At 65.9% G+C, this 23,807-nt stretch carries 19 protein-coding genes and 1 riboswitch; of the genes, 12 read left to right on the forward strand and 7 right to left on the reverse strand.

All coding sequences use genetic code 11. The annotated features are described in order from the left end of the window. Positions 1 to 59 precede the first annotated feature (59 nt). The 3 genes from MUG94_RS08195 (at position 60) to MUG94_RS08205 (ending at position 3,515) form a co-directional block, all read left to right on the forward strand. Complete coding sequence (locus MUG94_RS08195; protein WP_227907890.1) at positions 60 to 1,448, forward strand: polysaccharide deacetylase family protein; 1,389 nt, start codon at positions 60 to 62, stop codon at positions 1,446 to 1,448. 182 nt (positions 1,449 to 1,630) lie between these two features. Next, positions 1,631 to 2,806 (forward strand): serine hydrolase domain-containing protein, encoded by a 1,176-nt coding sequence (locus MUG94_RS08200; RefSeq protein WP_227907889.1) that lies wholly within the window; start codon positions 1,631 to 1,633, stop codon positions 2,804 to 2,806. 31 nt (positions 2,807 to 2,837) lie between these two features. Continuing rightward, positions 2,838 to 3,515 (forward strand): maleylpyruvate isomerase family mycothiol-dependent enzyme, encoded by a 678-nt coding sequence (locus MUG94_RS08205; protein ID WP_227907888.1) that lies wholly within the window; start codon positions 2,838 to 2,840, stop codon positions 3,513 to 3,515. 10 nt (positions 3,516 to 3,525) lie between these two features. On the opposite strand, the gene MUG94_RS08210 is transcribed toward MUG94_RS08205, so the two are convergent. Continuing rightward, positions 3,526 to 4,764: a glycosyltransferase 87 family protein gene (locus MUG94_RS08210; RefSeq protein ID WP_227907887.1), complete on the reverse strand. Its 1,239-nt coding sequence runs from the start codon at positions 4,762 to 4,764 to the stop codon at positions 3,526 to 3,528. A gap of 121 nt (positions 4,765 to 4,885) precedes the next feature. On the opposite strand from MUG94_RS08210, the gene MUG94_RS08215 reads away from it, so the two are divergent. Next, positions 4,886 to 5,725, forward strand: a complete 840-nt coding sequence (locus MUG94_RS08215) for a formate/nitrite transporter family protein (RefSeq protein WP_227907886.1) — start codon at positions 4,886 to 4,888, stop codon at positions 5,723 to 5,725. A gap of 33 nt (positions 5,726 to 5,758) precedes the next feature. Here MUG94_RS08215 and MUG94_RS08220 read toward each other — a convergent pair whose 3' ends face one another. Beyond that, the gene (locus MUG94_RS08220) at positions 5,759 to 7,381 is read right to left on the reverse strand and encodes a Na+/H+ antiporter (protein WP_227907885.1); all 1,623 of its coding nucleotides are present in this window, start codon (positions 7,379 to 7,381) and stop codon (positions 5,759 to 5,761) included. A gap of 129 nt (positions 7,382 to 7,510) precedes the next feature. Between MUG94_RS08220 and MUG94_RS08225 the strand changes: the two genes are divergently transcribed. Both MUG94_RS08225 and MUG94_RS08230 read left to right on the forward strand, forming a co-directional pair. Continuing rightward, positions 7,511 to 8,590 carry an alanine racemase gene (locus MUG94_RS08225; protein WP_227907884.1) on the forward strand — a complete coding sequence of 360 codons (1,080 nt, stop codon included), beginning with the start codon at positions 7,511 to 7,513 and terminating at the stop codon, positions 8,588 to 8,590. A 101-nt stretch (positions 8,591 to 8,691) separates the two neighbouring features. After that, positions 8,692 to 11,127: an alpha/beta fold hydrolase gene (locus tag MUG94_RS08230; RefSeq protein WP_227907883.1), complete on the forward strand. Its 2,436-nt coding sequence runs from the start codon at positions 8,692 to 8,694 to the stop codon at positions 11,125 to 11,127. A gap of 6 nt (positions 11,128 to 11,133) precedes the next feature. On the opposite strand, the gene MUG94_RS08235 is transcribed toward MUG94_RS08230, so the two are convergent. From MUG94_RS08235 to MUG94_RS08245, 3 genes are all read right to left on the reverse strand, one after another. Continuing rightward, positions 11,134 to 11,400: a hypothetical protein gene (locus tag MUG94_RS08235; RefSeq protein WP_227889689.1), complete on the reverse strand. Its 267-nt coding sequence runs from the start codon at positions 11,398 to 11,400 to the stop codon at positions 11,134 to 11,136. 39 nt (positions 11,401 to 11,439) lie between these two features. Then, entirely contained in the window at positions 11,440 to 12,282 is an 843-nt protein-coding gene (locus MUG94_RS08240) for a putative protein N(5)-glutamine methyltransferase (protein WP_227907882.1), read from the reverse strand. Positions 12,283 to 12,346: 64 nt separating this feature from the next. Further along, positions 12,347 to 13,396 carry a DUF4334 domain-containing protein gene (locus MUG94_RS08245; protein ID WP_489884360.1) on the reverse strand — a complete coding sequence of 350 codons (1,050 nt, stop codon included), beginning with the start codon at positions 13,394 to 13,396 and terminating at the stop codon, positions 12,347 to 12,349. A 324-nt stretch (positions 13,397 to 13,720) separates the two neighbouring features. Between MUG94_RS08245 and MUG94_RS08250 the strand changes: the two genes are divergently transcribed. The 6 genes from MUG94_RS08250 (at position 13,721) to MUG94_RS08275 (ending at position 21,743) form a co-directional block, all read left to right on the forward strand. Further along, the gene (locus MUG94_RS08250) at positions 13,721 to 15,229 is read left to right on the forward strand and encodes an HNH endonuclease (RefSeq protein WP_227907880.1); all 1,509 of its coding nucleotides are present in this window, start codon (positions 13,721 to 13,723) and stop codon (positions 15,227 to 15,229) included. Then, entirely contained in the window at positions 15,186 to 17,966 is a 2,781-nt protein-coding gene (hrpB, locus tag MUG94_RS08255) for an ATP-dependent helicase HrpB (RefSeq protein ID WP_423724351.1), read from the forward strand. The genes MUG94_RS08250 and hrpB overlap by 44 nt, the downstream gene beginning before the upstream one ends. Before the next feature lie 106 nt (positions 17,967 to 18,072). Then, positions 18,073 to 19,140, forward strand: a complete 1,068-nt coding sequence (locus MUG94_RS08260; RefSeq protein WP_227907878.1) for an FUSC family protein — start codon at positions 18,073 to 18,075, stop codon at positions 19,138 to 19,140. 40 nt (positions 19,141 to 19,180) lie between these two features. Then, positions 19,181 to 19,849 (forward strand): response regulator transcription factor, encoded by a 669-nt coding sequence (locus tag MUG94_RS08265; RefSeq protein ID WP_227889695.1) that lies wholly within the window; start codon positions 19,181 to 19,183, stop codon positions 19,847 to 19,849. After that, positions 19,846 to 21,180, forward strand: coding sequence for a sensor histidine kinase (locus MUG94_RS08270; protein ID WP_227907877.1), 1,335 nt, complete (start codon positions 19,846 to 19,848; stop codon positions 21,178 to 21,180). Before MUG94_RS08265 ends, MUG94_RS08270 begins: the two co-directional genes overlap by 4 nt. A gap of 56 nt (positions 21,181 to 21,236) precedes the next feature. After that, positions 21,237 to 21,743 (forward strand): hypothetical protein, encoded by a 507-nt coding sequence (locus MUG94_RS08275; RefSeq protein ID WP_227907876.1) that lies wholly within the window; start codon positions 21,237 to 21,239, stop codon positions 21,741 to 21,743. A 155-nt stretch (positions 21,744 to 21,898) separates the two neighbouring features. Here MUG94_RS08275 and MUG94_RS08280 read toward each other — a convergent pair whose 3' ends face one another. Continuing rightward, the gene (locus tag MUG94_RS08280) at positions 21,899 to 22,777 is read right to left on the reverse strand and encodes a C40 family peptidase (protein WP_227907875.1); all 879 of its coding nucleotides are present in this window, start codon (positions 22,775 to 22,777) and stop codon (positions 21,899 to 21,901) included. Positions 22,778 to 22,781: 4 nt separating this feature from the next. Continuing rightward, positions 22,782 to 22,935, reverse strand: a riboswitch (cyclic di-AMP (ydaO/yuaA leader). Between the two features lie 167 nt (positions 22,936 to 23,102). Continuing rightward, entirely contained in the window at positions 23,103 to 23,714 is a 612-nt protein-coding gene (locus tag MUG94_RS08285) for a hypothetical protein (RefSeq protein ID WP_227889699.1), read from the reverse strand. Positions 23,715 to 23,807: the final 93 nt, after the last annotated feature.

Genomic DNA, 23,807 nt, shown 5'->3' on the forward strand with positions numbered 1-23,807 from the left:
CGCCATGCGGGGGAGAACCCTGTTTGGTCCGGCCCCACCACCGAGCACTGGATGCAGAGATGAGAACAGCAGCGCAGCATCGGCAGAATCAAAATAATCCAGGCGTCGTCAGCCAGCTATGCCGGCGCACCATCAAGAAGAGAAACCGGTGGACAGGCGTCGGCAGCGTCATTGCACTCGCGCTGAGTTTTCTGGGCGCGACAGTGTTTGTTGCACCGGCGCAGGCCGCGTCGCCCACCATCGTGACCCTCACCTTCGACGACGGCAACGACAACCAGGTTGCCGCTGCGGCCACTTTGAAAGCGGCCGGACTTCGGGGGACTTTTTTCGTTACCTCCGGTTATTTGAATTCTCCGTCCTATATGACAACGGCGCAGGTGCAGGCCCTGCAGGCCGACGGCCATGAAATTGGCGGCCACACGGTCACTCATCCCGATCTGGCGGTCACCGGAGCGGACGAAGCCAAACGCCAGGTGTGCAATGACCGGGTCAACCTCACGAATGCCGGGCTGAATATCCAGAACTTTGCCTACCCTTTTGCATCGTCCACACCGGCGGTGGAAACCATCGTCAAGAATTGCGGCTACAACAGTGCACGCGGGCTGGGGGATGTGCGCAGCGTTGCTCCCGAGTCTGCGGGAATGCCCGTAGCCGCCACCCTCCCTCCGGCAGATCTCTACTACACGGCCGCGCTGGATCAGGTCGAAAGCAACTGGACCCTGAAGGACCTGCAGCGCGTCGTCAACCAGGCAAAGACGAAGGGCGGCTGGATCCAGCTAACCTTCCACAGCATTGGGCGTGCCAACGACGAGCTGTCCATCAGCACGGCGCTCTACCAGCAGTACGTTAACTGGCTCCGTGACCAGAAAGCGGCCGGCGCCATTCAGGTGAAAACCGTCCGCGAAGTGATCGGAGGGGTAACCAAGCCTGTTGTCCCGGGCCCCGTTGCGCCCCCGCCAAACACCACGGACAACCTGGTCCAGAACCCGAGCCTAGAGACAGCCGGGGCCACAGCCGGTACGGCCAAATGCTGGTCGCCGGGCGGGTACGGCACCAACACCCCGGTGTTTAAGCAGGTCGCCGGGCGGACCGGAAAAGTTGCCCAGCAACTGACCATGTCCGGCTATAAGGACGGTGACGCCAAGCTGCTTCCCACGCTGGACATGGGCGAATGCGCCCCAACAGGCCAGGCGGGCCAGAAGTACAGTCTCAAGGCCTGGTATAAATCCACGGCGTACACCCAATTCGATCTTTATTACCGAACGGGCGCCGGGAGCTGGAACTATTGGACCTCCAGCCCATATTTGAATGCTTCCTCAAGCTGGACACAGGGAAGCTGGACATCTCCGCCGCTGCCCGCCGGCGCAACTGCAGTGAGTTTTGGGCTGAACCTGTTCAGCAACGGGGTGCTGACGACGGATGACTACTCGCTGACCATCGTCAAATAGGCTCTCTCCACGACGATCCAGAGGTACTGTCCGCCCGGTGGCGGCGCGCGGCACTGGACCGGCAGGTTGGACGCGCCGTGGACGTCTATTTCACCCTGGGCTGGCCGGCGACGGCCGGCCCAGCGAAATGAAATACGCCAGCCCCGTTGACGCTCCGTCGGCCGGTGCCGGACAGTGGACGCATGCCAGGAAGAGCTGAACCGTTGTGGGATGCGCTGACTGAAACTGTCCGCTCGGGCTGGTGCCCGGGGCTGGTGGCCGGCGTGCGGATCAACGGTGAGACCGAAGTCTTTGCCGCCGGGTCGCTGGACACCGCCGCCTCGGCACCCATGACCGCTGACACGCCGTTCCGCATTTCCTCACTGAGCAAGCTTCTGGGCGGGGCGCTGGCCCTGAGCCTCGTGGCGGACGGAACGCTGGGACTGGACGACGACGTCGCCCGCTGGCTTCCGGCGCTCGCCGCCCCGCGCGTCCTGGCCACGCCCGACGCGCCGCTGTCGATGACCGTCCCGGCCCGCGGTCCTCTGACGGTGCGCCACCTGCTGACCTTCACAGCAGGGATGGGAATCGACTTTGGGGACACGGCCTACGCAGCAGCCACGCGGGAGCTTCTATGGGGCCCCAATCCGCCGAGCCTGACGCCCGCGGAGTATCTGGAGCGGGTGGCCGAACTGCCGCTGGCCCATCAGCCGGGGGAGCGGTGGATGTACCACGCACCGGCGGACCTGCTCTCGGTTCTGCTGCCGGCCGTCGCGCTCACACCGCTGGATGAGCTGATGAGCGAACGCATCACGGGGCCTCTTGATCTGGCAGGCACCGGTTTCCCCACCGGAAATGAGCAGTTTCCCACCGCTTACGAGGAAACCGGCGGCGGGTTGCGCGAAGCGGTGTCCTACCGTGATTCCTTCGCTTCCCCGCCGAGGTTTGCATCCCTCGCCGGAGGAATGGTTTCCACGGTTCCCGATTACTTGACCTTCCTCACTGCACTGGCGGATGACGCCGTGCTTCCTGCCGCCCTCCGCGAGCAGATGACCTCCGACCAGCTGACCGGTCCGCAGCGCGCCGGCATGATCGAGATGTCCGGCCCCGACGAGTCGTGGGGCTTCATGACGGCAGTGCAGATCGGCATCGGCCATCCGTGGTCCGAACCCGGGATGTGGGGCTGGTCCGGCGGCTCCGGTGTCAGTGCTGCCGTCTATCCGAACGGTGACGCCGGCGTCGTCTTCACTCAACGCATGATGAGCGCACCCGATGACAGCTTTGATTTCTTCTGGGAACCCCTCGGCACCATCCGGAACAATTTGCGGACAAGGGAACCAAAACACCGTGGTGCCGGCTGGCAGCCCGGAGTATGGTGAACGCTCTTGGCCCTTTCGGGAAAGTGGAGTTATGGCAGAAGTGGAAAACAGCGGCGGGGACTCATTGTGGGCCTTGGTGCATGCCGAACGGGCCAGCCTCGCCGGGGACCTTGCCGCGTTGACGGATGAACAGTGGCAGCACGGCACCCTTTGCGGCGACTGGACGGTGGAGCAGGTCCTGGCCCACCTGACCGCCGCGGCCAGCCTCAACCAGCGGCAATGGCTCCGGTCCATGGTGGCGGCACGGTTCCGCGCCGACGTCCACAATCAGCGGCGGCTTGCCGATCACATGGGCCGCACCCCGGCGGAAACACTCCAGCGCTTCACGGCGATCATCGGCAGCACCACCGCTCCGTCAGCGCACACGGCAGCCTATCTCGGGGAAGTGGTGGTGCATGCCCAGGACATCCGCCAGCCTCTCGGACTCGACGGAACCCCCAGCGTCCAGGCACTGACTGCGGTGGCGGAGTTCTTCGCCTCCCGGGACTTCACGGTTCCCAGCCGCAGCAACTGCGAGGGCCTCCAACTGCGCGCCGCGGATAGCCGGTTCACCGCCGGCTACGGGCTGCTCGTCACCGGTCCCACGCTTGCCCTGGTAATGACCATGGCTGGGCGCACGGCGTATCTGGGTGAGCTGTCCGGACCCGGAGCGGCAACGTTGCGGGCCCGGATTCAGCACAGTGTGGGAAGTGTCGGCGCGGACAAATAACCGGAACAGGTCACTCGGCGGCGATCGCCGGCGCCGGATCCGTTGCCCAGAAGGCCAGCGCCGCCACGGGCAGCAGCACTCCGAGCCCCGTAAACAGTTCCAGCGCGGCCGGCCCCTGTCCGCTGACTTCGCCGGTGAGCATCATCGTCACGGTGATGGAAGAGAGCATGAACACCGGCACCAGGGCCACGGCGAGAACTGTTCCTGCAGTCCGCACCCCCGCCCGCCGCCGTCGCACCGATACCCACAGGGCCGGCAGGATCAGGGCGATCCACACCCAGTGATGGAACCAGGAGATGGGGGAAATGGCGAGCATGACCACCGCATTGGCGCTGATCGCAGCAACCAGGTCCCCGCGCCCGTCGGCACGGCGGATGGCTCGGAAACCCAGCACGACGACGGCAGCGGAGGCCAGGAGCCAGAGCGGGCGCTGGAGGAACTCGGGGGTGCCCAGATGCGCCATCAGCGAGTTCAGCGACACGTTGTACATGTCCGTGGTGTCGCCTACCCGGCTGGGATCCGAGAGCGCTGAGAACCAGAAGGTGCGGGATTGGTCGGGGGAGGCCAGCCACCCTGCGGCCACTGTCGCGGCGAAGGTTGCGCCCATGGTGAGGATCGCCCGCCAGTCCCGCCGGGCCAGGAAGATCAGTCCGAAGGCGAGCGGCGTGAGCTTGATGCCTGCGGCCAGCCCGATCAGCACGCCGCGGGGCACCCTGCCGGCGGGCCGCAAAAGATCAGCCACGATCAGCACCATGAGCATAGGGTTGATCTGCCCGAAACCCAGGCCTTCCCGCCACGGACCCAGGACGCCGATCAGCACGGTGGCCAGGACAATGATTCCGGCGGGCCCGCCCAGAGCCGCCCGGACGCGTGCCGGAATCGCGTCGTTTTCCTGCAGATAACGGGCAGCCAGGAACGCTGTCGCCACCAGGCAGGCGCAGGAGGTGGCAGTCAGCAGCACCAGTCCCACGGCCTCCGGCAGGAAAGCGAAGGGCGCCAGGAGTAGTGCTGCGAACGGCGGGTAAGTGAAGGGCAGCCCGCGGGTGTCGGTCTCCACCAGGCTGGGGTCATACAGTTGGTGCTCGCTCTTTCCCAGGAACGCCAGCGCACCCTCGCGGTACACGGAGAAATCCAGCCCGTGGATCTGCGCTCCGAAAACGACCAGCACGAGCGCCGAGGGGAGTCCCAGCAGAAGCCAGAGGAGCGTGGTGCGGGTGCGCGTGCCGTGGGCCGCCGTCGATAAAGCCATGCCTGCCAGTCTAGTTTGGCTGCGGATCGGATGCCGTTATCCAGGAATCGATCAGTAGCCTTACTGTTGTATCCGGTGCATTCAGGGTGAGCAGCAGCTATAGGCAGGGAAAGGACCGGGCATGAGCGAGGACCGCCGCAGGGAAATCGGGGAGTCGGAAGCTCCCGTTGAGGACGAGCTGCAGGAGTCCTTCGAAAACACCGTCACCGAAGGGGCGGAGCGGCTGCACCGCACATTCCGTGCCGTCCTGGTGACGGGAGTGTTCGGTGGACTCGAGGTGGGTCTGGGAGTCATGGCCTATCTGGCCGTGATGCATCAAACCGGCGACCATTTGTTGGCCGGAATTTCGTTCAGTGTGGGCTTGATTGCCCTGTTCCTGGCCCACAGCGAACTTTTTACCGAGAATTTCCTGATGCCCGTGGCGGCCGTGGTGGCCAAGGAAGGCAGTCTGCGGCAACTTGCCAAACTATGGGGAGTTACCCTGCTGGGCAATCTTGCGGGCGGCTGGATCATCATGTGGATTGTCATGCAGGCCTTTCCACAGTGGGAATCCACCATCGAGGAATCGGCCCGGCACTTCACTGACGCGCCGTTTTCGCTGCAGACTGTCGCGCTGGCCATCCTGGGCGGAAGCACGATCACCCTGATGAGCCGCATGCAGCAGGGCACATCGTCGGATCCGGCCAAGATCGTAGCCACTGTGATTGGCGGGTTCCTTCTTGCCGGACTGCAGATGTTCCATTCGATTCTGGATTCGCTGCTCATCTTCGGGGCCATCCAGTCCGGTGCCGGCATCACCTACCTTGAATGGCTCACCTGGTTCGGGTACACCCTGTTCTTCAATATGGTGGGCGGGCTGGTGCTGGTGACGGCCCTGCGTCTTCTCCGCACCAAGGAGTTGCTGAAGGAACGCCGCGAGGAGGCTCCGGCGGACCCCGAAGCTGCCCGCGGTGATGCCTAGGCGTCCAAAGCAGATTCGGCCCGGCACCCGCAGTTATTCTTCGCGGGTTTCGTCAGCTGCATCGTGCGGGGCCGCAAGCCGGATTTCCTCCACGTCCAGCCGTGACTGGAGACGAAGCAGCACCGTGTCATCAATCCGGCGCTCGTCGCGCAGCCTGATCAGGGTGTTCCGTTTTTGGGCAATCAGTGCCAGCCCCAGCTCGCGGTACTGGCCGGCGCGGGTCAGGGCGCGGGTGGCGCCGTCGTCGTCTTTATCAGCTTCATTTCGGAGAGCGTTCAGGACGCTCAGGCGCCGGCTGTATTCCGCGGCGAGTTCATCAACAACCTGCTGCTGGGTGCCGAGCTCGGCCCCCAGCCGCGGCATCGCCTCCAGCGCATCATTGATGGCCGATGCCTGAGCGAAGCGCAGCTCCTCGGTGCGTGCCACGGTATCACCTGGCAGCCGTGCCCAGCGTGCCACTGCCGGCAGCAGCGGAGCCTGGAGGACGAGGGTCACCACGATCACTCCGGCAGCCACAAAGATGATCAGATCGCGGTCCGGAAACGGCGTACCGGCTGCCGTGGAACGGGGAGTCGCCAGCGCAGCCGCCAGTGAGACGGCGCCGCGGAAACCAGCCAATCCGCTGACCACCCGTGCCCGGTTGCTGATTCTGCGGGCCCGTTGGCTTTCCCGGCGGTCCAGCAGCCGGATGAGATAAGTGGTGCTGAACAGATAAACCAATCGGACGGCAACGATGACCACCGTAACCACTCCCACCAGGACCAGGCCGCGGAGCAGCTCGCCACGGGTCAGCTCGGATATTGCCCTGGGAAGCTCCAGCCCAACCAGGACAAACAAGGCGCCGTTCAGCAGGAAGGTGGCCAAAGACCAGAACGCCGTCATTTGTCGGCGGGTGTCGGCCTGAATAACCCTCGGACCCAGCCTGCCCATGGCAAGCCCGGCGACCACGACGGCGAGAACACCGGAGGCCTGAACCCATTCGGCGAGCACAAAAGCCGTGAAGGGCGACAGGATGGTGACCACATTGCTCAGCAACGGATCCTGGATCCAGCGGCGGACACGCACCCCCGCCCAGGCGGTGAGTGCCCCGGCAGCAATCCCGCCCGCAAACGCGAGCAGGAAGCGCCCGGAAACGTCCACCGCATCCAGTGCCTCGGTGCCGGCAGTGGCCGCCACGGCCACACCGTAAACCACCAGCGCGGTTCCGTCATTGATCAGGCTCTCAGCGCGCAGGACAGTAACGTACCGGTTCGGCAGCACCCTCGCCAGAGCGCCGACGGCGGTGGCATCCGTGGGCGCAATGGCGGCGCCCAGCACCCACGCCGGCCCCCAGGGCAATCCGAGGGCATGGGCCGCGACAGCAACCGCCCAGGCGGTCACGATCACCAGCAGCGTGCCCATCAGGACAATGCCGCGCAGATTGCTGCGGATCTCCCGCAGCGAGGTGCTGATGCTCTCCCAATAAAGCAGGACCGGCAGGAACAGGAACAGCACTGCCTCGGGCGGCAGCTCCACCTCCGCCAGGGCAGGAATCAGGCCAAGCAGGATGCCGCAGGCCAGCAGCAGCACCGGGGCCGGCAATCCCCACCTGCGAGCGGCAAGGCTGCAGAGCAGCACAGCCGTACACAGGACCACCACCAGCTCAGAGCCAAGCACGTTGGGTCCTCAACCGATTCGGGGTGAAACCGGCGCAGTTCTCCATTCCTCCACGGTAGAAGCGTCACAAAGCATGCGGCAGGGGCGACGGAGGGAAGCGCCAGTTTCAGGTGGTGTTCAATAGACGAAATGAACATGTTGGACCTCGACGCACCTTATCTCCGCCTTGATACCGCCATTCTGGAGTCGAACATCCGGGCGATGTCAGCCTCCGCCCAAGCGCGAGGACTTGGCCTGTGGCCGCACGCCAAGACGCACAAATCCGTTGAGATTGCCCGCCGTCAGCTGGACGCCGGCGCGGCGGGCCTGACCGTGGCGACTGTGGGAGAGGCTGAAGTCTTCGCCCGCGCCGGTGCTCCGGGCATTTTCATTGCCTATCCGCTGTGGGTGACGCCGGCACGGGCGGAGCGCCTGCTGAAGGTGGCCAGCCAGACGCAGCTGCGGATCGGCGTCGACTCCCCGTCCGCGGCTGACCAGCTGGCACGCTTCGGAATTCCCGCCGAGGTGATGATCGAGGTGGATTCGGGCCACCACCGCAGCGGCTGCCCGCCGGAGGCCGCCGGCGCGCTCGCCGCACACGCCCGGCGTCTGGGCTTGACGGTGGCCGGCGTCTTCACGTTCCCGGGCCACAGCTATGCCCCCGGCAGGGGAGACGCAGCGGCCGACGACGAAGGTCGGGCCGTGTCCGAGGCAGTGGCCGGGCTGAAGAATGCCGGAGTGCCGGCGCCGGTGGTCAGCGGAGGGTCGAGTCCGTCCGCTGCCTATTCACGGAGCGTCCTGACCGACATCCGGCCCGGCGTGTACGTGTTCAATGATGCACAGCAGCTGGAACTGGGGGCCTGCACTCCGGAGGAAATTGCGCTCACCGTTGTAGCCACCGTGGTGTCAAAACCTGCCGGCCGGATGGTTCTGGATGCCGGAACCAAAACGCTGGGTGCCGACCGCGCGGTGTGGGCGAGCGGGCACGGGCGGTTGCTGGAACATCCCGATGCGCGGATCACGGCCGCCAGCGAACATCACGCCACAGTGGAAATATCCGGACCGCTGCCCGCTCTGGGCAGCCGGATTCTGGTGGTGCCAAACCACGCCTGCAACGCGGTTAATCTGCACGATCAGTATGTGCTGACTGGCGGAAGCGCCGCATTGGGTGCAGACGGCGGGTCCGCGGGGCCGGTGACCTGGGCAGTGGATGCACGGGGAATGAACTGATCCATGGCTGAACCCGATATCGTCACCCGGGTCCGATAGGGTCGGAGACAGCAAGGCATAAGGGTGTGCCGGGCCGGAGAACGGGCAGGAAACGGGGAGTCGTGGAAACCGAAACTGAGCATCTGGACGTGCTGATCATCGGAGCAGGACTGAGCGGGATTGGCGCTGCGTGCCGGTTGCGGCAGGACCACCCCGGCCGGTCCATCGCACTGCTGGAGTCGCGGGGACGCCCGGGCGGCACCTGGGACCTGTTCCGCTACCCCGGGATCCGCTCCGACTCGGACCTGTATACCTTTGGCTATGACTTCCGGCCGTGGCTCGAGGAGAAAGCCATTGCGGACGGGCCGAGCATCCTGTCCTATCTGAAAGAGACGGCCGCCCAGTATGGCGTGGACACCCTGATCCGGTACCACCACAAGGTGATCTCAGCGGATTGGTCCGGCCGGGACGCCCGCTGGACCATTACGGTGGAGCGTACCCGCACTCCGGAAGCCGGCCAGGACGGAGCACCTGCCGAACCGGTGGGCACCGCAGAGACCCTGCACCTGACGGCGGGGTGGATTTTCAACGCCGCCGGATACTACCGCTACGAGGAGGGGTATACCCCCGAGATTCCCGGGCGCGAGCACTTCGCCGGACGGATTGTGCATCCGCAGCACTGGCCCGAAGATCTGGACGTCTCCGGCAAGCGGATCGCTGTGATCGGCAGCGGCGCCACCGCGGTCACGCTCGTTCCGGCGCTCGCGGAACTGGGTGCCCGGGTGACGATGATCCAGCGCACCCCCACCTACATCCTGCCCATTCCCGCGGAGGACCCGATCGCGCGAAGGCTGCGCGGCGTCGTCGGCCCCGAGCGCACCGGGAAGATCATGGCCGAAGTCAGCGCCCGCCGGCAGCGGGCCATCTGGGCCTTTTGCCAGCGCTGGCCCAACCTGGCACGGAAGCTCATCCGCGGCATTCAAGCCAAGGTGCTGCCGGAGGATTTCGATCTGGACACGCACCTGAATCCGCCGTACCGGCCGTGGGATCAGCGGCTGTGTGCCGTTCCGGACGCTGACTTCTTCACCGCACTGAGCAACGGCTCGGCAACCATGGTGACCGGACAGACAACGGCGTTTACCGACCGCGGTCTGCGTTTGGCATCGGGAGACGAGGTGGAGGCCGACGCCGTCGTGACCGCCACGGGCTTGGCCCTGCGGATACTGGGCGGGGTGGACCTTCGGCTCGACGGCGTGCCGGTGAACCTCGCGGAGACCGTGGCCTACCGCGGAGTCATGCTCAGCGGGATCCCGAACATGGCGTTTGCCGTCGGCTACACCAACGCCTCCTGGACGCTCAAAGTAGGGCTGCTGACCCGGTGGTTCTCCCGGCTGCTCGCCCGCATGGACCAGCTGGGCCACACCGCTGCTGTGCCTGTGGCTCCTGCCGGCATGGCCACGCGGCCGCTGCTGGACTTTGGTGCCGGCTATATTCAGCGCAGCATGGCTGATTTGCCGCGGCAGGGAACGCGGGCGCCCTGGCTGATGACCATGAACTTCCTGGCCGACCGCAGGGATCTGCAAAAGGGCGAACTGGTTGATGAGCATCTGCGGTTCAGTGGTCCGCAGGGGCCGCTGCCCGGTGCGCAGGAGGAAGACCGCTTTGTTGACCTCGAGTCCGGCGTGCGGATGTGTTACCGGGTTGACGGTCCCGACGACGGCGAGCCGGTGGTTCTCCTGGCGGGCCTCGGGTTGGATCTGATGTCCTGGCCGGCTGCTTTTGTGGACGGTCTGACAGCCGCAGGGTACCGGGTCATCCGCCCGGACAACCGTGACGCTGGGCGTTCCACCCGAATGAACACCCCGGTGCCCAGCCTGCTGCACCAGGCCCTGGCCCGTCCTGTGCCCGGCGCCTACCGGGTCGAGGACATGGCCGACGATGTCGTGGGGCTGTTGGATCACCTGCAGGTGGACCGCGCACACATGGCGGGGATGTCCATGGGCGGCATGATTGCGCAGTCCGTTGCAGCCCACTATCCGGATCGGGTCCTGACCCTGACTTCGATCATCTCCACCACCGGCGCCCGGAAAATCGGTGCCGCAGCACTGTCGACCAAGCGCCGGTTTGCCGCCCGCCCACCGAGGACACGGGATGAGTTCATCAAGGCCCGTGTGGGCATGATGCGCCACCTTTCGGGGCGGGTTAACCCTGCCGATCCGGCGGAAGAGGCCAGGATCGGCGGGCAGGCCTGGGACCGGGGGATATACCCGGACCGCGGGACGGCCCGTGCCCGGCAGCTGGGCGCCGTCAACGCCTCTGCGGACCGAACGGGCGACCTCGCAAAAATCAAGGCACCCACGCTGGTGATCCACGGCGACCGGGACCCCATCGTGCATCCGAGCGGGGGAGCGGCAACCGCTGCAGCCATTGCCGGTTCACGCCTGGTGACGGTGCCCGGCATGGGCCACTATTTCCATCCCGCCGTGGTGCCGGAGCTCCTGCGGCTCGTCACCGGGCACCTTCCGGAGAGACGGACGGCGGAGGAGTCCGCGTGCTGAGACTTCCTACTGGCCCATTCCGGGGGAAACCGGAACGAAGTTGATCTTGTTGTTGTCCAGGACCCGCTTGTTGGCGATGCGGGTGAAACCCTTGGCGTCCAAGTGGTTCTTGGCGCGGAAATCCGCCAGGGCGTCGTCGTACGCCTTGTTAATCCGGGCGCCCGTGAGTACTTCCGTGGTGCCGTCAGCGAAAACGATGCTGACGGGGGCGGACTTGGGGAAGTGCCGGTCCATGCGAATGAAGCCGTCGTTGTCCTGCTGAAGAGTGATCAAGTGGTTCCGCCTTTAGAGATGATGAGGTTCCAGTCTTCCCTATATCCGGGCCTGTGCCGTACCAGCCCTGTTACCGGCCGGTCCGCGGCCGACGGCGATCGTTGCCTCGGGCCCCTCACTGGTGATGATTTCCGGCCGCAGGTCCTGCGCCGCCATGAGCTGGGCCACGGTGGCGGACTGCTCCCTGCTGCACTCCACCATCAGCGATCCGCCCGGGCGCAGCCATGCCGGTGCTGCGCTGATGATCCGCCGGAGAACAGTCAGACCGTCGGCGCCCCCGTCGAGGGTAATTGCAGGTTCATGGTCGCGCGCTTCCGGAGGCAGGGTGTCCAGTTGCGAAGTGGGGACATAGGGGGCATTGGCAACGACGACGTCGACCCGCCCGAGCAGGGTTTGCGGCAGCGCACTGAACAGATCACCGGCCAGGACGGTTGCCCGGCAGGCCAGGTTGATGCGTGCACATTCGATCGCTGCGGGGTGGATGTCGACGGCATAGGCCTCCAGGGAATGGCCGGCGCGTGAGGCGATGGCCAGGCTGACGGCTCCGGAGCCGCAGCAAAGCTCGACGAGCACCGGGTTGGTCAGGGCGCTGATCAGCGCTATGGCGTGAGCGGCCAGCAGTTCCGTCCGCCGGCGGGGGATGAAGACGCCGGCGGAGACCGTTATCCGCAGCCCGCAGAATCCCGCCCACCCGAGCACCTGTTCAAGCGGTAACCCGGCGCATCGCTGCCGGACCATCTGTTCCAGATTCTTGGAGCCTGAGGCTTCGGAGCTGAAGTTTGAGGCTTCGGCGAGAAGGAGACCGGCTTCCTCCTCGGCGAAAACACAACCGGCCGCTCGGAGGCGTGCGGCCAGCAGCTCTTCGGGAATGTTCCGGTGCACAGGGTTACTGTCACAGCTGCGGCGGCGTTGGGCAAGGCTTGCGAGCCGAGCGCAAAGCCGCCCGCTAGCTGATCCTCCGGAGCGTAAACATAAAGGGAGGATGCGGTCCGGGCATGTCCATCGCCCCCAGCAGCGTGTTCGCGTCCACTTTGCGGAAGGCATCGTTGATTGGCAGGGAATCGTAGATCATGGTGGCCGACACCGTGCCGCGGTATTCCATCAGACGGACCCGTGCCCTTGGCCGTGTTGTTCGGAGCAGGCGCAGCAACGGGCGGATGACGCGGCCGGCGGCCGAACGGCGCAGGATGGGGCCGAGTTTCAGGGCTGTCTGCAGCGGAACAAACCATGGATTAACCTCGAAGAGGCTGCCGTCCCTGCCGTTGAAGACCAACGGGTGTGCGGCCTCGGGGCCCTCGAATCTCTTTCCCTGCCATCCGAAGCTGCCCAGAACGCCGTCGAGGGGATGACCGGTTGGCACTTCTGTTCCCTGCCATGAGCCCGTGAGCTCATCGATGCCCACCGGCGGAAGGGAGTCGAAAAACGCCAGGGCTTCCGTGGAGGTGGTTCCGCCGCTGAGAACGGTCAGTCCGGCCAGCGCTTGGGTGACGCCGTTGTTGGGACTGATGGCGGTGGGGTTGCCGAGGCGGGCGCCGGACAGCGGTGCATAGGCTTCCCACTGTCCACCGGCACTCCCGAGCTTTTCGGTATCGGAATTTGCGTCCTCATATCTGGAGGTGAAGGCTCGCGCGGCCGCAGGATTTGTTGCAGGCGCACTGCTGCGAACTGTGCGGCTCTTTCCCTTGCCGTTCTCGAACTTCACAACAAAGTCACTCCCCAGCTCTGCTGCAATTTGAGCGGCCAACGTTCTTCCCCGCTCCCCGTGAGCTCGGTCCTTACGCTGGGGTGCTGTCTTGTCACCGTCGGCTGTCGCATCCGTAATCGAGGCGTAGTAGCGGCTTTCCCAAGCGGCCAGGTCCGCTGTGAGCTGTTCACTAAGCTGTGAGTCCCCGAAATCGACGGGGCCGTCAGGGAGCCAAACAGGAGATTCGGCCCATCCGGGAAACAGCCGGACGGGGATGGGAACGCGATGGTGGTCCACTGGGCCTTCTTCCATCCGACGGGTTTTCGATGCTAGGTGAAATGTACGTGAAAGGTACCTCTGGGCAAACGTTATGAAACCCGCGGCACTCAGTCCGGGCGCCAGAGAACCAGTACTTTTTCGAAGAAACTTGAGTAGTGCCGCCCTCCGATTATGCCGGCACCTGAAGCTAAAATAGAACGTATGTACTACTCCTAAAGGCTGAACGGCAACGGAGGCTCCAGATTGAACACCGCAGTCATCCCAGGTCGGCCTCCCCTTGAAGGGAGGACTTCTGCCGGCAGCGCTCGCCGCTGCGGTCCCGGCGGAGAGCAGGCTGTTGACCCTGGGGCTGGGCCAGTGTCGGTGGAGGTGCTGGAGGCTGCTGAGCGGGTGCGGTTGATTGATGAGATTCGGTTACTGGAGGAGTTGAAGTCCGCGGCTGCGGCGGCGCAGGCTCGTGCTGCGGCGGCGTTTGATGCTTCCACCCGGCGTGCCCAGGTCCGGGCGGGGCTGGCGGTGGAGCAGGCGGGCCGGGGAGTGGGAGCGCAGATCGGGTTGGCCCGCCGGGAGTCACCCCACCGGGGGAACCGGTTGCTGGGGTTGGCGAGGATCCTGACCGCGGAGATGCCGTGCACCTTGCAGGCGTTGAGCGTGGGGGTGATCAGTGAGTGGCGGGCCACGCTGCTGGTGCGGGAGACTGCGTGCCTGTCCCGGGAGGACCGGGGGCGGGTGGATGAGGTCGTGGCCGGGGATCTGGCGGGGTTGGAGGCTCTGGGGGATCGGGCACTGGTCGCGCGGGTGAGGTCTTTGTCGTACGGGTTGGATCCGCATGCGGTGGTGAATCGTGCGGCGAAGGCGGTTGAGGGCCGGTATGTGTCGTGTCGTCCGGCGCCGGACACGATGACGTATTTGACAGGGTTGTTGCCGGTGGCTCAGGGCGTGGGGGTGTTCGCGTCGTTGTCGCGGGAGGCGGATCGGTTGAAGGCGGCCGGGGATGCCCGGGGTCGGGGGCAGATTATGGCCGATACGTTGGTGGAGCGGGTCACGGGCAAGGCGCGGGCCGAGGATGTGCGGGTGGAGGTGCAGTTGATCATGACGGATCGGGCGTTGCTGGCCGGGGTCCTGGCACCTGATGACATGGATGCTGGTGTCGAGGAACCGGTGGGTGCCGGTAGGCGTGCGGGTTCTTTGGGCGGGTTTGTTCCTGCTGGTTCGGAGCCTGCGGTGTTGGCGGGGTACGGGGTGGTGCCGGCGCAGTGGGCGCGGGACCTGATCCGTGGCAGTCGGCCGGGCAGCGGTGCGGGAACCGTCCCAAGCCTCCAGCGTGAGGACACCGACGCTGGAACGTCTGGATCCAAGAACCACGGAGGCTCAGGAAACTGTAGGCCAACTCATAACCAGTCATCGGGGTGGGCTGCGCCTTGGGGTGTGCCGCGGGCGCGTCCGGATCCGTGGACCGAGGTGTGGCTGCGGCGGTTGTATGTGGTGCCGGAGTCAGGCCGGCTGGTGGCCATGGATTCAAAGGCACGGTTGGTGCCGAAGGGGTTGGCGCGGTTCATCGCAACCCGGGACCAGGTGTGTCGGACGCCGTGGTGTGGTGCGCCGATCCGGCATTATGACCATGTTGTTCCGGTTCGTGAGGGTGGTCGGACTACGGCGGAGAATGTTCAGGGGTTGTGCGAGGCCTGCAACCAGGCGAAGGAAGCGCCCGGATGGACCAGCCGAACGGTACGGGACACAGACTTCGGCCCGCCGGTCGACACCCCGGAGCTAGTTCACCGACTGGGCAGGCATACGGTGGTGACAACCACGCCCACAGGGCATGTTTATTGGTCTGTTGCTCCTTGTCCACCGGCTCTGGAGTAAAGGTGTTGGCAGAAGTCAGGTCCAGACACGGGAGAATGGACCAGTGAGCACACAGCATTCAACCGGCAAGCCAGACCGGTCAAACGCCCTGGCCCGGGCGCCCTTCAACCTGGAGCACATCGGCGCGGGGCTGGTCTTTGCCGAGGCGCTGCCTGATCTGGCGGCGGCCCTGGACCCGGTGAACGGAAAGAACGCGGCCGTTGTGCAGGCGCCGCCGGGAACAGGAAAAACCACCCTGGTTCCGCCGCTCCTCGCCAACCTGCTCTTCAGCGGCGAAGCAACAGCTGGTCCCGTATCCCGGATCGTCGTGACACAGCCGCGCCGGGTGGCCGCACGTTCGGCAGCACGCCGGCTCGCAGCATTGGACAAGAGCCGACTGGGAGATCGGATCGGTTACACCGTCCGCGGTGAAAGCCACACCGGACCGGACACCGTCATCGAATTCGTCACCCCGGGGATTCTGCTGCGCCGCTTGCTGGCCGATCCCGGGTTGGAAGGCACCGCCGCTGTGGTCCTGGACGAGGTCCACGAGCGCGGGTTGGAAACAGATCTGCTGCTGGGCATGCTCACCGAAGTCCGGCAGCTGCGCGACGGCCTCACCTTGGTGGCGATGTCGGCCACTTTGGATGCACCTCGCTTTGCCGCGCTGATTGGGAGCGGGGATGGAAGTGAGAGAAACGGCGACGGCCCGGTTCCCGTCGTCGGCTGCGCCTCGGCACTGTATCCGCTGGGCGTTCGGTGGGCCCCGGCACCGTCCCTGCGTCTGGACGAGCACGGCGTGACCCGAAGTTTCCTGCAGCATGTGGCTGATACGGCGGCTGCAGCGCACAGCGAACTGCTGGCCGAGAATCCGCAGGCCGACGCCCTCGTCTTTGTGCCGGGTGCCTGGGAAGTCTCCCATGTGGCGGCGAGGATTCGCAGCCGCGCCGGCGCGGGAACCGAAGTGTTGGAGCTGCACGGGCAGATCGACCCGCGGGACCAGGACCGAGCCGTTTCGGGACGGTCAGCCGGTGATAAACCGAGGATCATCGTGTCCACCAGCCTGGCCGAATCCTCCCTGACGGTACCGGGGGTCCGCCTGGTCATCGATTCCGGCTTGGCACGGGAACCGCGCCGGGACGCAGCACGCGGCATGTCGGGACTGGTGACCGTTTCCTGTTCCCGGGCCTCAGCCGAACAGCGCGCCGGACGTGCGGCGCGCCAAGGGCCGGGACTCGTGGTCCGCTGCTACGACGAACGCACATTCGGCGCCTCGCCGGCACATCAGACACCGGAGATCTCGGTCGCGGACCTGACCGCTGCGGCTCTGGTCCTGGCATGCTGGGGTTCGCCCGGCGGTGACGGGCTGGCATTGCCGGATGCACCGCCGCGCACCGCGATGGCGGACGCCCAAACCGTGCTGCGGGACCTCGGCGCCGTGGATGCTGCCGGCGCCGTGACCGCATTGGGCAAGACGCTTGCCCGGATCCCCGCCGATCCGCGGTTGGCTCGGGCGCTGCTGGACGGCTCCCGTGTTGTCGGTGTCCGGACAGCCGCCGAGGCAGTGGCACTGGTCTCCGGAGACCATCGTGCTCCCGGCGCCGACCTGACCCGTCTTCTCACCGCCCTGCGATCGGGGCGGGACCCGGGGGAGCGGCGCTGGGCTGAGGATGTGCGGCGCATGCAGGACCTTGTTCGGCGCGAACACCACAAAGAGCAAACGTCTCGTGCCGATGACCGGGTGCCGGCGGACGTTGCGGGGGCTGACGCCGTCGGGTTCGTGATTGGGCTGGCCTTTCCGGACCGCATTGCCCGCCGCGTTCCCGGAGACGGACCGGAACGCTATCTTCTCTCCTCCGGAACCCGGGCAGGCCTGCCGGAGGGCAGCCCGCTGACAGGTCATGAATGGCTTGCGGTTGCTGAAGTTACCCGCGCCCAGGGCCGCGACGCCGCCGGAACCGGAGCCGTTATCCGCTCCGCCGCCCCGCTGAGTGATGACACTGCGGAAGCCGCGGCACGGCACCTGCTCACCGACACGGTGGAGGCGAGGTTTGTGTCCGGGCGCGTCACTGCCCGGCGCGAACGGCGGCTTGGGGCAATTGTGCTGTCCTCAACGCCGGTCCGGCCTTCGGTGGAAGAAGGAAAGCCGGCTGTGGCACGGGCCCTCGAGCAGGAAGGCCTGGGTGTGATCGGGTTCTCCCCGGCCGCCGATGCCCTGCGCCGCCGCATGGCGCTGCTTCACCGCGAGTTGGGGGAGCCATGGCCGGATGTCTCCGAGCGCTCCCTGCTGGCGAGGCTGGATGATTGGCTGGCGCCGGAGCTCAACGCCCTTGCCTCCGGTGCCTCGGTGAACGGCATCGACCTCACGGAGCCGCTGCGCCGCCTGCTGCCCTGGCCGGAAGCCTCTCGCATGGGAGAGCTGGCGCCGGAGCGGCTCACCGTTCCCAGCGGTTCCCACGTGCGCATTGCTTACCCCGAGCCGGACGACGACGGCGGGCGCCCCGTGGTGGCGGTCAAACTCCAGGAATGCTTCGGCTGGGCGGAAACCCCGCGGGTCATCCAAGGCCGGGTGCCGGTGCTCTTCCACCTGCTCTCGCCCGCCCGGCAGCCCCTGGCGGTCACCGATGACCTGGCATCGTTCTGGGCGGGGCCCTATCTGCAGGTGCGGGCCCAAATGCGCGGCAGGTATCCCAAGCATCCCTGGCCCGAGGACCCCTGGTCGGCGAAGGCAACAGCCAAAACCAAGGCGCGCATGTAGCTGCGATGCGCATCACGTGGGTGGCTGCGCCGCGTAGCCTGGATGCGCTCATAGGCTGGAAGGGCGGCGATTCGTCTCTTCCGCCGCAGTGAAAGGCCTTGGCTCCGTGCTGCACCACCTCCGTGATTTCCTGTCGGTCCCGGCCGGCCGCGGCCATCGCTTTCCAGCAGCCCGGGTTGCGGCGGGACTGCTGATACCGCTGCTGGTGCTGATCCTGCTTGACCGCACCGACCTGACCATGTGCGCCATCTTCGGATCCCTGACCGGAGTCTTCGGCCGCAGCGAACCGCACTGGCGCAGGCTCCGGCACCAAACCCACTCCGGTGCGCTGATGTGTCTCACCGTGGCAGCCGGCGTCTCCATGTCCCTGGCCGGCCGAAGCGATTGGGAAGTCGTCGCAGCCGCCACACTGATTGCCGGAGTTATTTCAATTGCGGCTGACTACCTTCGGGTGCGGCCGGCCGGACCGTTCACCTACATTTTTGCTTTTACGGCCACTGCGGACGCACCGTTCAACGGTTCCGTCGGCGAAGCAGCACTGGCTGCAGGCGGCGGTGCGCTGACGGCCATACTGCTGGGCATCGCAGGCCGCCTGCATGCCCGCCGGCACACCCCGGCCGTGCCCCGCACGCCGGCTCCGCCACCGATGTGGCCGGCCATCCTGCGGCACTCGGCCCGGTACATCACCGCCGTCGCCGCCGCCGGATCCCTGGCAGTGCTGGTGGGGCCCGGCCACAGTTACTGGGCCATGCTCGCCGCGTGTGCTCCGATTGCTGCTGCGGATGCGGCGCGCACCCCGCTGCGGGCCGTACATTTCCTCCTGGGCACCTACGCAGGCGTGCTCCTATCTGCGCTGCTCCTTCAACCCGACTGGACCCCGGTGCAGCTGGCCGTCCTGCTGACGCTGCTGCAGTTTGCCGGCGAGGTGTACGTCATCCGGCACTACGCACTGGCCATGGTCTTCCTGACTCCGGTCGCGCTGCTGATGACGGGTTTCCTCTCCTCCCAGCCGGTAGGGGAGCTGACGCTGGACCGGGCAGTCGAAACCACCATTGGCGCGGCAGTCGCCGTCGTCGTTGTCCTGCTCACCACGCGCCGCCCGGCAGGTTCACCGCGTCCCGAAACTGCCGGCAGAACCGCTATTACGGCCGGCCCGGACGCAAACAGGCGCTAACCCCGGGCCGGGCAGCTGCCCGGAGAATAGACTTTCTTGCATGACGGACCGCCCCCGGATTCTTGTCGTGGAAGATGACCGCCAACTGGCGCGGATGCTGGCGGACCTCCTGAAATCGGAGGGCTATCAGGTGACGCTGGCCTTCGACGGACAGCGCGCACTGCACGAGGGTTTGACCCACCCCTTCGATGTGCTGCTGCTGGACCGCGGGCTGCCCGCGATCGAGGGCCTGGACGTGCTGGCCCGGCTCCGCAGCCGCGGCGTGCTGACACCCGCGCTGGTCCTTTCCGCGCTGGGGAACCCCGCGGACCGGGTCGAGGGGCTGGACCGGGGCGCCGAAGACTATCTTGCGAAGCCGTTTGACATTGACGAACTGCTGGCGCGCCTGCGGGCACTGCGGCGCCGGAACATAACCCGGGTTCCGGTCCTGCCCGTCCCCGGCGGCGTGCTGGACACCACCGGACGCACCGTCACCACGGAGGCCGGTGAAGTGGTGGTGCTGTCGGACCGCGAGGGTGCCCTGCTCGAACATCTGGCCCGCCGCCCCGGACAGGTCTTTCCGCGGGCAGACCTGCTCGAGACGGTCTTCCCTGAAGCGGACGACGACGGCGTTGTGGACACCTATGTGCATTACCTTCGGCGCAAGCTGGGCAAGGAGATTGTGCTGACGGTGCGGGGAATCGGCTACCGGCTCGGCGTGCGGTCGTGAGCACGCGCCGCCGCAGTTCTGAAGAAACCGAACTGCGGCGTGCATCGCTGCGCCTGGCCGCACAGTTCACGGCCCTGATTGTGGTGCTGCTGGGCCTGGCCGGGGTCCTCGTGTACGGGCTGGTGTCGGCCCAGACCCGGGATGCCGCGGAGCAGACCCTCGTCTCGGCGGTGGAGTTCAACTCTCCGCGGGAGGCTCCGCTGGACGTGTTCGTGGCAGTGTACGACGACGGCCGGCTGGCTGTTTCACGCAACATGCCCTCCGGCCTGCCCGATGAAGAGGCACTGGCGGACGTGGCAAATACCGGTGAATCCCGCCGGGACACGGTGACTGACGGGGACCGCAGCTATGAAGTCCTGACCACACGCCGCGGCCGCGACGTGGTTCAGGCCGCCGTCGACACGCATGAAGCGGATGAACAGCTGCGCAGGTTATCCCTGGCGCTGGTGGTGTCAGTCCTGGCCGCAGGAGTTGTCGCCGGAGCTCTCTCGGCATGGGCCGCCCGTGCCGCCATGCGTCCCATGGCGGAAGCACTGGCCCTGCAGCGGCGGTTTGTTGCCGATGCCAGCCATGAACTGCGGACGCCCCTGACGCTGTTGAGCATGCGCGCGCAGATGCTCCGCCGCCGGCTTGCTGCGGAGACTGACGCCCGGATTGACGTGCATACTGACGCGGAGACCGGCGCAGAGATTGACGCGGCGACAGCACGCGAAGAAGCCGTCCAGGCCGCTGATGAGGTGGTGGATGACACCAAGGTGCTGACCGGCATTCTTGAGGATTTGCTGATGTCTGCTGATCCGCGCCGCTCGGGGCCGTTGGAAGAGGTGGATCTCGTGTCGCTGGCACGTGCCGCCGTCCGTTCGCTGCAGCCTGAGGCCACGCGGCGGGGGCTGACACTGGAATTGGACGCCCCGGACCCGGAGGTGACGGTGCGCGGCGGACAGTTTGCCCTGCAGCGGGTGTTTACGGCCCTCGGCGCCAACGCCCTGGACTATGCCCGCTCACAGGTGCGCTTCTCGGTTCTGAAAAGCGGGCGGGACGCCGTTATCCGGGTCTCCGACGACGGGCCGGGGTTTCCGCCGGGGTTCAGCCGGCAGGCCTTTGAACGGTTTGCCTCAGCCCGGGACCGGGCGGAGCCGAAACCCCGCGACGACGGGGCGGGAGCGGCACCGAGGCATTACGGTCTGGGCCTGGCGCTCGTAGCGGAAATTGCTGCACGGTACGGCGGCAGCGTCAGTGCCCTGCCGGCGGTGAATGGGACCGGGGGAGTGCTGGAGGTTCGGCTGCCGGCTACCCGGAGGCACTCCGGCTCCACAGGACGGGAAGTCTAAGAAATCTCGAAGAAACAGTTCCGAGAATGGTGGTGTAACCAATCCACTAATCGGAGGTGAGTAACACTATGGCTTTCCGGGACAAGGCTCGGGGTCCACTTGGGTGGATTCTCGGCATCGTGGGAGGTCTGGCACTGCTGGTCGGTTCCTTTTTCGCCGGCATGGCCACTGCTGATACGGCTGCGGACCAGGAACAGGCGTCAGTGACCGAGCAGCAGGAAGATCAGCAAGGTCAGGACAACGAGCAGCACCGCAAGGGTGAGCGCCATCAAGACGACGGCACCGACGCCGACTCTGACGCGCAGAAGCAAGACACGGATTCCGATCAGGACTCCGGTTCGAAGCCCGGCAAGGGAATGCGCGATGGCGAGGACGGCCCCGCTGAGGACGGCACCGGCGACGACGGCACCGCTGAGGATGCGCCTGAACGTGGACATGGCGGCCGTCACCACGACGGCCAGCCGGACCACGGCACCGATGAAGACGGCACGCGCGATGACGGTCACCACGGCAAAGAGCAGAAGCAGGACGGAGACACCACGCAGGACGCTCCGGCAGCCTGACAGCTTCCGGCACAGCACCGGCAGACAACGAACAGACAACAATCAGACACAAAGAAAACGCCCGGCCATCTGGCCGGGCGTTCCCTTGTGCATTCATCGAACGGCGCGGGTCCGTTCGCTTCCCGCGCCTTTCGATGCGCGCTACAGCTGCGTGATTAGGCTACGCGGTAGTAGACAGCGCCGGAACCGACGTTGGCGCTCTGCTGGACAGTCTGGTTGCCGTTCCATCCGCTGTGGATGGCCTGTCCGTCGCCCACGTAGATGGCGATGTGAGCCAAGCCCATGCCGCCGTCGGCGTAGTAGATGATGTCGCCGGGCTGGGGATCAGAAACCGGGGTGCCATAGGCTGCCAGCTGTGCCGGAGCCAGGTCGCCAACCGAGTGGCCTGCTGCCCGGAGGGCAACTTCCACCAGCACGGTGCAGTCCTGGGCAGCGCCCAACTGGGCATAGGCGGAGTTCAGCATGATCGAGTTCGTGCCCGAAACAGCTGCACCGGCGGGAGCCGGCGTCACAGCGGAAGCCTGCGTGCTGAAGGTGCTGAAGTCAGCTGCGGCCGGGGAAGCCTCGACCGGGGCTGCTTCGACCGGTGCGGCATAGGCTTCAGCGGCAGCGGCAGGAGCCGCGTAGACAGCAGCCGGTGCTACAGCAGCGCCGCCGGCGTACGTGATGACATCACCGGGGTAGATGATGGATTCCAGCGCCAGGCCGTTCTGCGTCAGAATATCGGTCAGGGACACGCCGTACGTTGAGGCGACTGCACTCAGCGTATCGCCGGACTGGACGACGTGGGTGGATGCGGCCTGAGCGGCGGCCGGAGCGGCCGGTGCTGCAGCGGGGGCTGCGAAAGCTGCCGGCGCGCTGTAGGACTCGGTGGAGTCGTTGGATGTGACGCCTGCCGAAGCAGGAGCGGCCAGACCCAGCATCAGGCCGGAGCCTGCAGCCATGACGGCAGCGGCGCTGCCGATGGTGCGGGCTTTGCCCAACACGGTGTTGTTCTCGGCACGGTGGCGTCCACGGGTGTTATTGAAAGACAAAATGAGTACCTCTCCCGATACCTGCGAGGTGAGCTGTCGGATGCGGATGGGAGTCATCCGGTCCGCCAAAGGAATCCCTTGGCTGACTTAACCCCAAGGATTCAAAGGAACCCGAAGTTGGTTCCCCCGCCCCTGCCGAAGTGTGTTAATTGTTGACCTTGGCAAGCGGCAGAGTTAGGTAACAAGCCAAGGACGCCGTATCAATCAACGGCATGAATCCACCGTAAAGGATGATTACGGTGCGATAACTATTTAGTAACGAACGTCGCAGAGGCCTGTGCGTGGCGCCGCTATGTGGTATGGGTGGCCGGCGGCACAAAACCGTCTAGGCGGAAGCATCCTGCTGGCGGTCGACGGCGGCGGATGAGAAGTCCCCGTAGGCCTGAATAACGTCCCCTGGAGCCAGCCTCAACCCGCGGGCAACGCCGCTGCCCCTGAGCATGGACCCTCGTTTTTCCGGGGGATTTGAGGTGTGATCCCCGCCATCGGCAAGGATTACCGACTCCGCCTGCACTGCACCGAGAATCTGGGACCCGGAGCCCAGGACCGAGCGTCCCGACACAACCGCACCCTGGCCCAGCCGGGCCTTGTCGCCTACGGCCACTGCATCGGCACGCCCGGCCGTGAGCTGGACACCGCCCGGACCCAGGGAGATGTCGGATCCGAGGAGCAGCATCCCGCCGTTTTCAGCAGAGAGGAACGCACCGGGATAAAACACGTTGCGTTCTCCAATAACACAGGAGCTTTGGCTGTCCACGGCAATGACGGTGCCCGGATAAAACACGTTTCCGGCTCCCAGCTGAACTTTGCGGGAAATCAGTGTGGATGACGGATCAAGGATCTGCTGCGTGGCGCAAAGCTGAAGGATTTCCGCGACTGTGAGGTAACCGAGTTCTTCGCGAATGTTGTCGGCATCGTTTCGCTTGGCCTCAGGCATGTCCTTCTCTTTCTTCGTCATCGTGCCGGACCGCGAATACATCAGCTTGGAACCGGTGCTCTTAGCCTACCCGTCCCCACCTCCCTCTGCGGC

It is taken from the genome of Arthrobacter gengyunqii, from assembly GCF_023022985.1.
Classification (GTDB): Bacteria; Actinomycetota; Actinomycetes; order Actinomycetales; family Micrococcaceae; genus Arthrobacter_B; species Arthrobacter_B gengyunqii.

Bases quoted from the DNA above. Each gene is read 5' to 3' on its own strand.
- hrpB (WP_423724351.1), top strand. From the start codon at position 15,186: ATGTTTATTGGTCTGTTGCTCCTTGTCCACCGGCTCTGGAGTAAAGGT.
- MUG94_RS08225 (WP_227907884.1), top strand. From the start codon at position 7,511: ATGAACATGTTGGACCTCGACGCACCTTATCTCCGCCTTGATACCGCC.
- MUG94_RS08210 (WP_227907887.1), bottom strand. From the start codon at position 4,764: ATGGCTTTATCGACGGCGGCCCACGGCACGCGCACCCGCACCACGCTC.
- MUG94_RS08195 (WP_227907890.1), top strand. From the start codon at position 60: ATGAGAACAGCAGCGCAGCATCGGCAGAATCAAAATAATCCAGGCGTC.
- MUG94_RS08245 (WP_489884360.1), bottom strand. From the start codon at position 13,396: ATGGAAGAAGGCCCAGTGGACCACCATCGCGTTCCCATCCCCGTCCGG.
- MUG94_RS08205 (WP_227907888.1), top strand. From the start codon at position 2,838: ATGGCAGAAGTGGAAAACAGCGGCGGGGACTCATTGTGGGCCTTGGTG.
- MUG94_RS08285 (WP_227889699.1), bottom strand. From the start codon at position 23,714: ATGCCTGAGGCCAAGCGAAACGATGCCGACAACATTCGCGAAGAACTC.
- MUG94_RS08200 (WP_227907889.1), top strand. From the start codon at position 1,631: ATGCCAGGAAGAGCTGAACCGTTGTGGGATGCGCTGACTGAAACTGTC.
- MUG94_RS08265 (WP_227889695.1), top strand. From the start codon at position 19,181: ATGACGGACCGCCCCCGGATTCTTGTCGTGGAAGATGACCGCCAACTG.
- MUG94_RS08215 (WP_227907886.1), top strand. From the start codon at position 4,886: ATGAGCGAGGACCGCCGCAGGGAAATCGGGGAGTCGGAAGCTCCCGTT.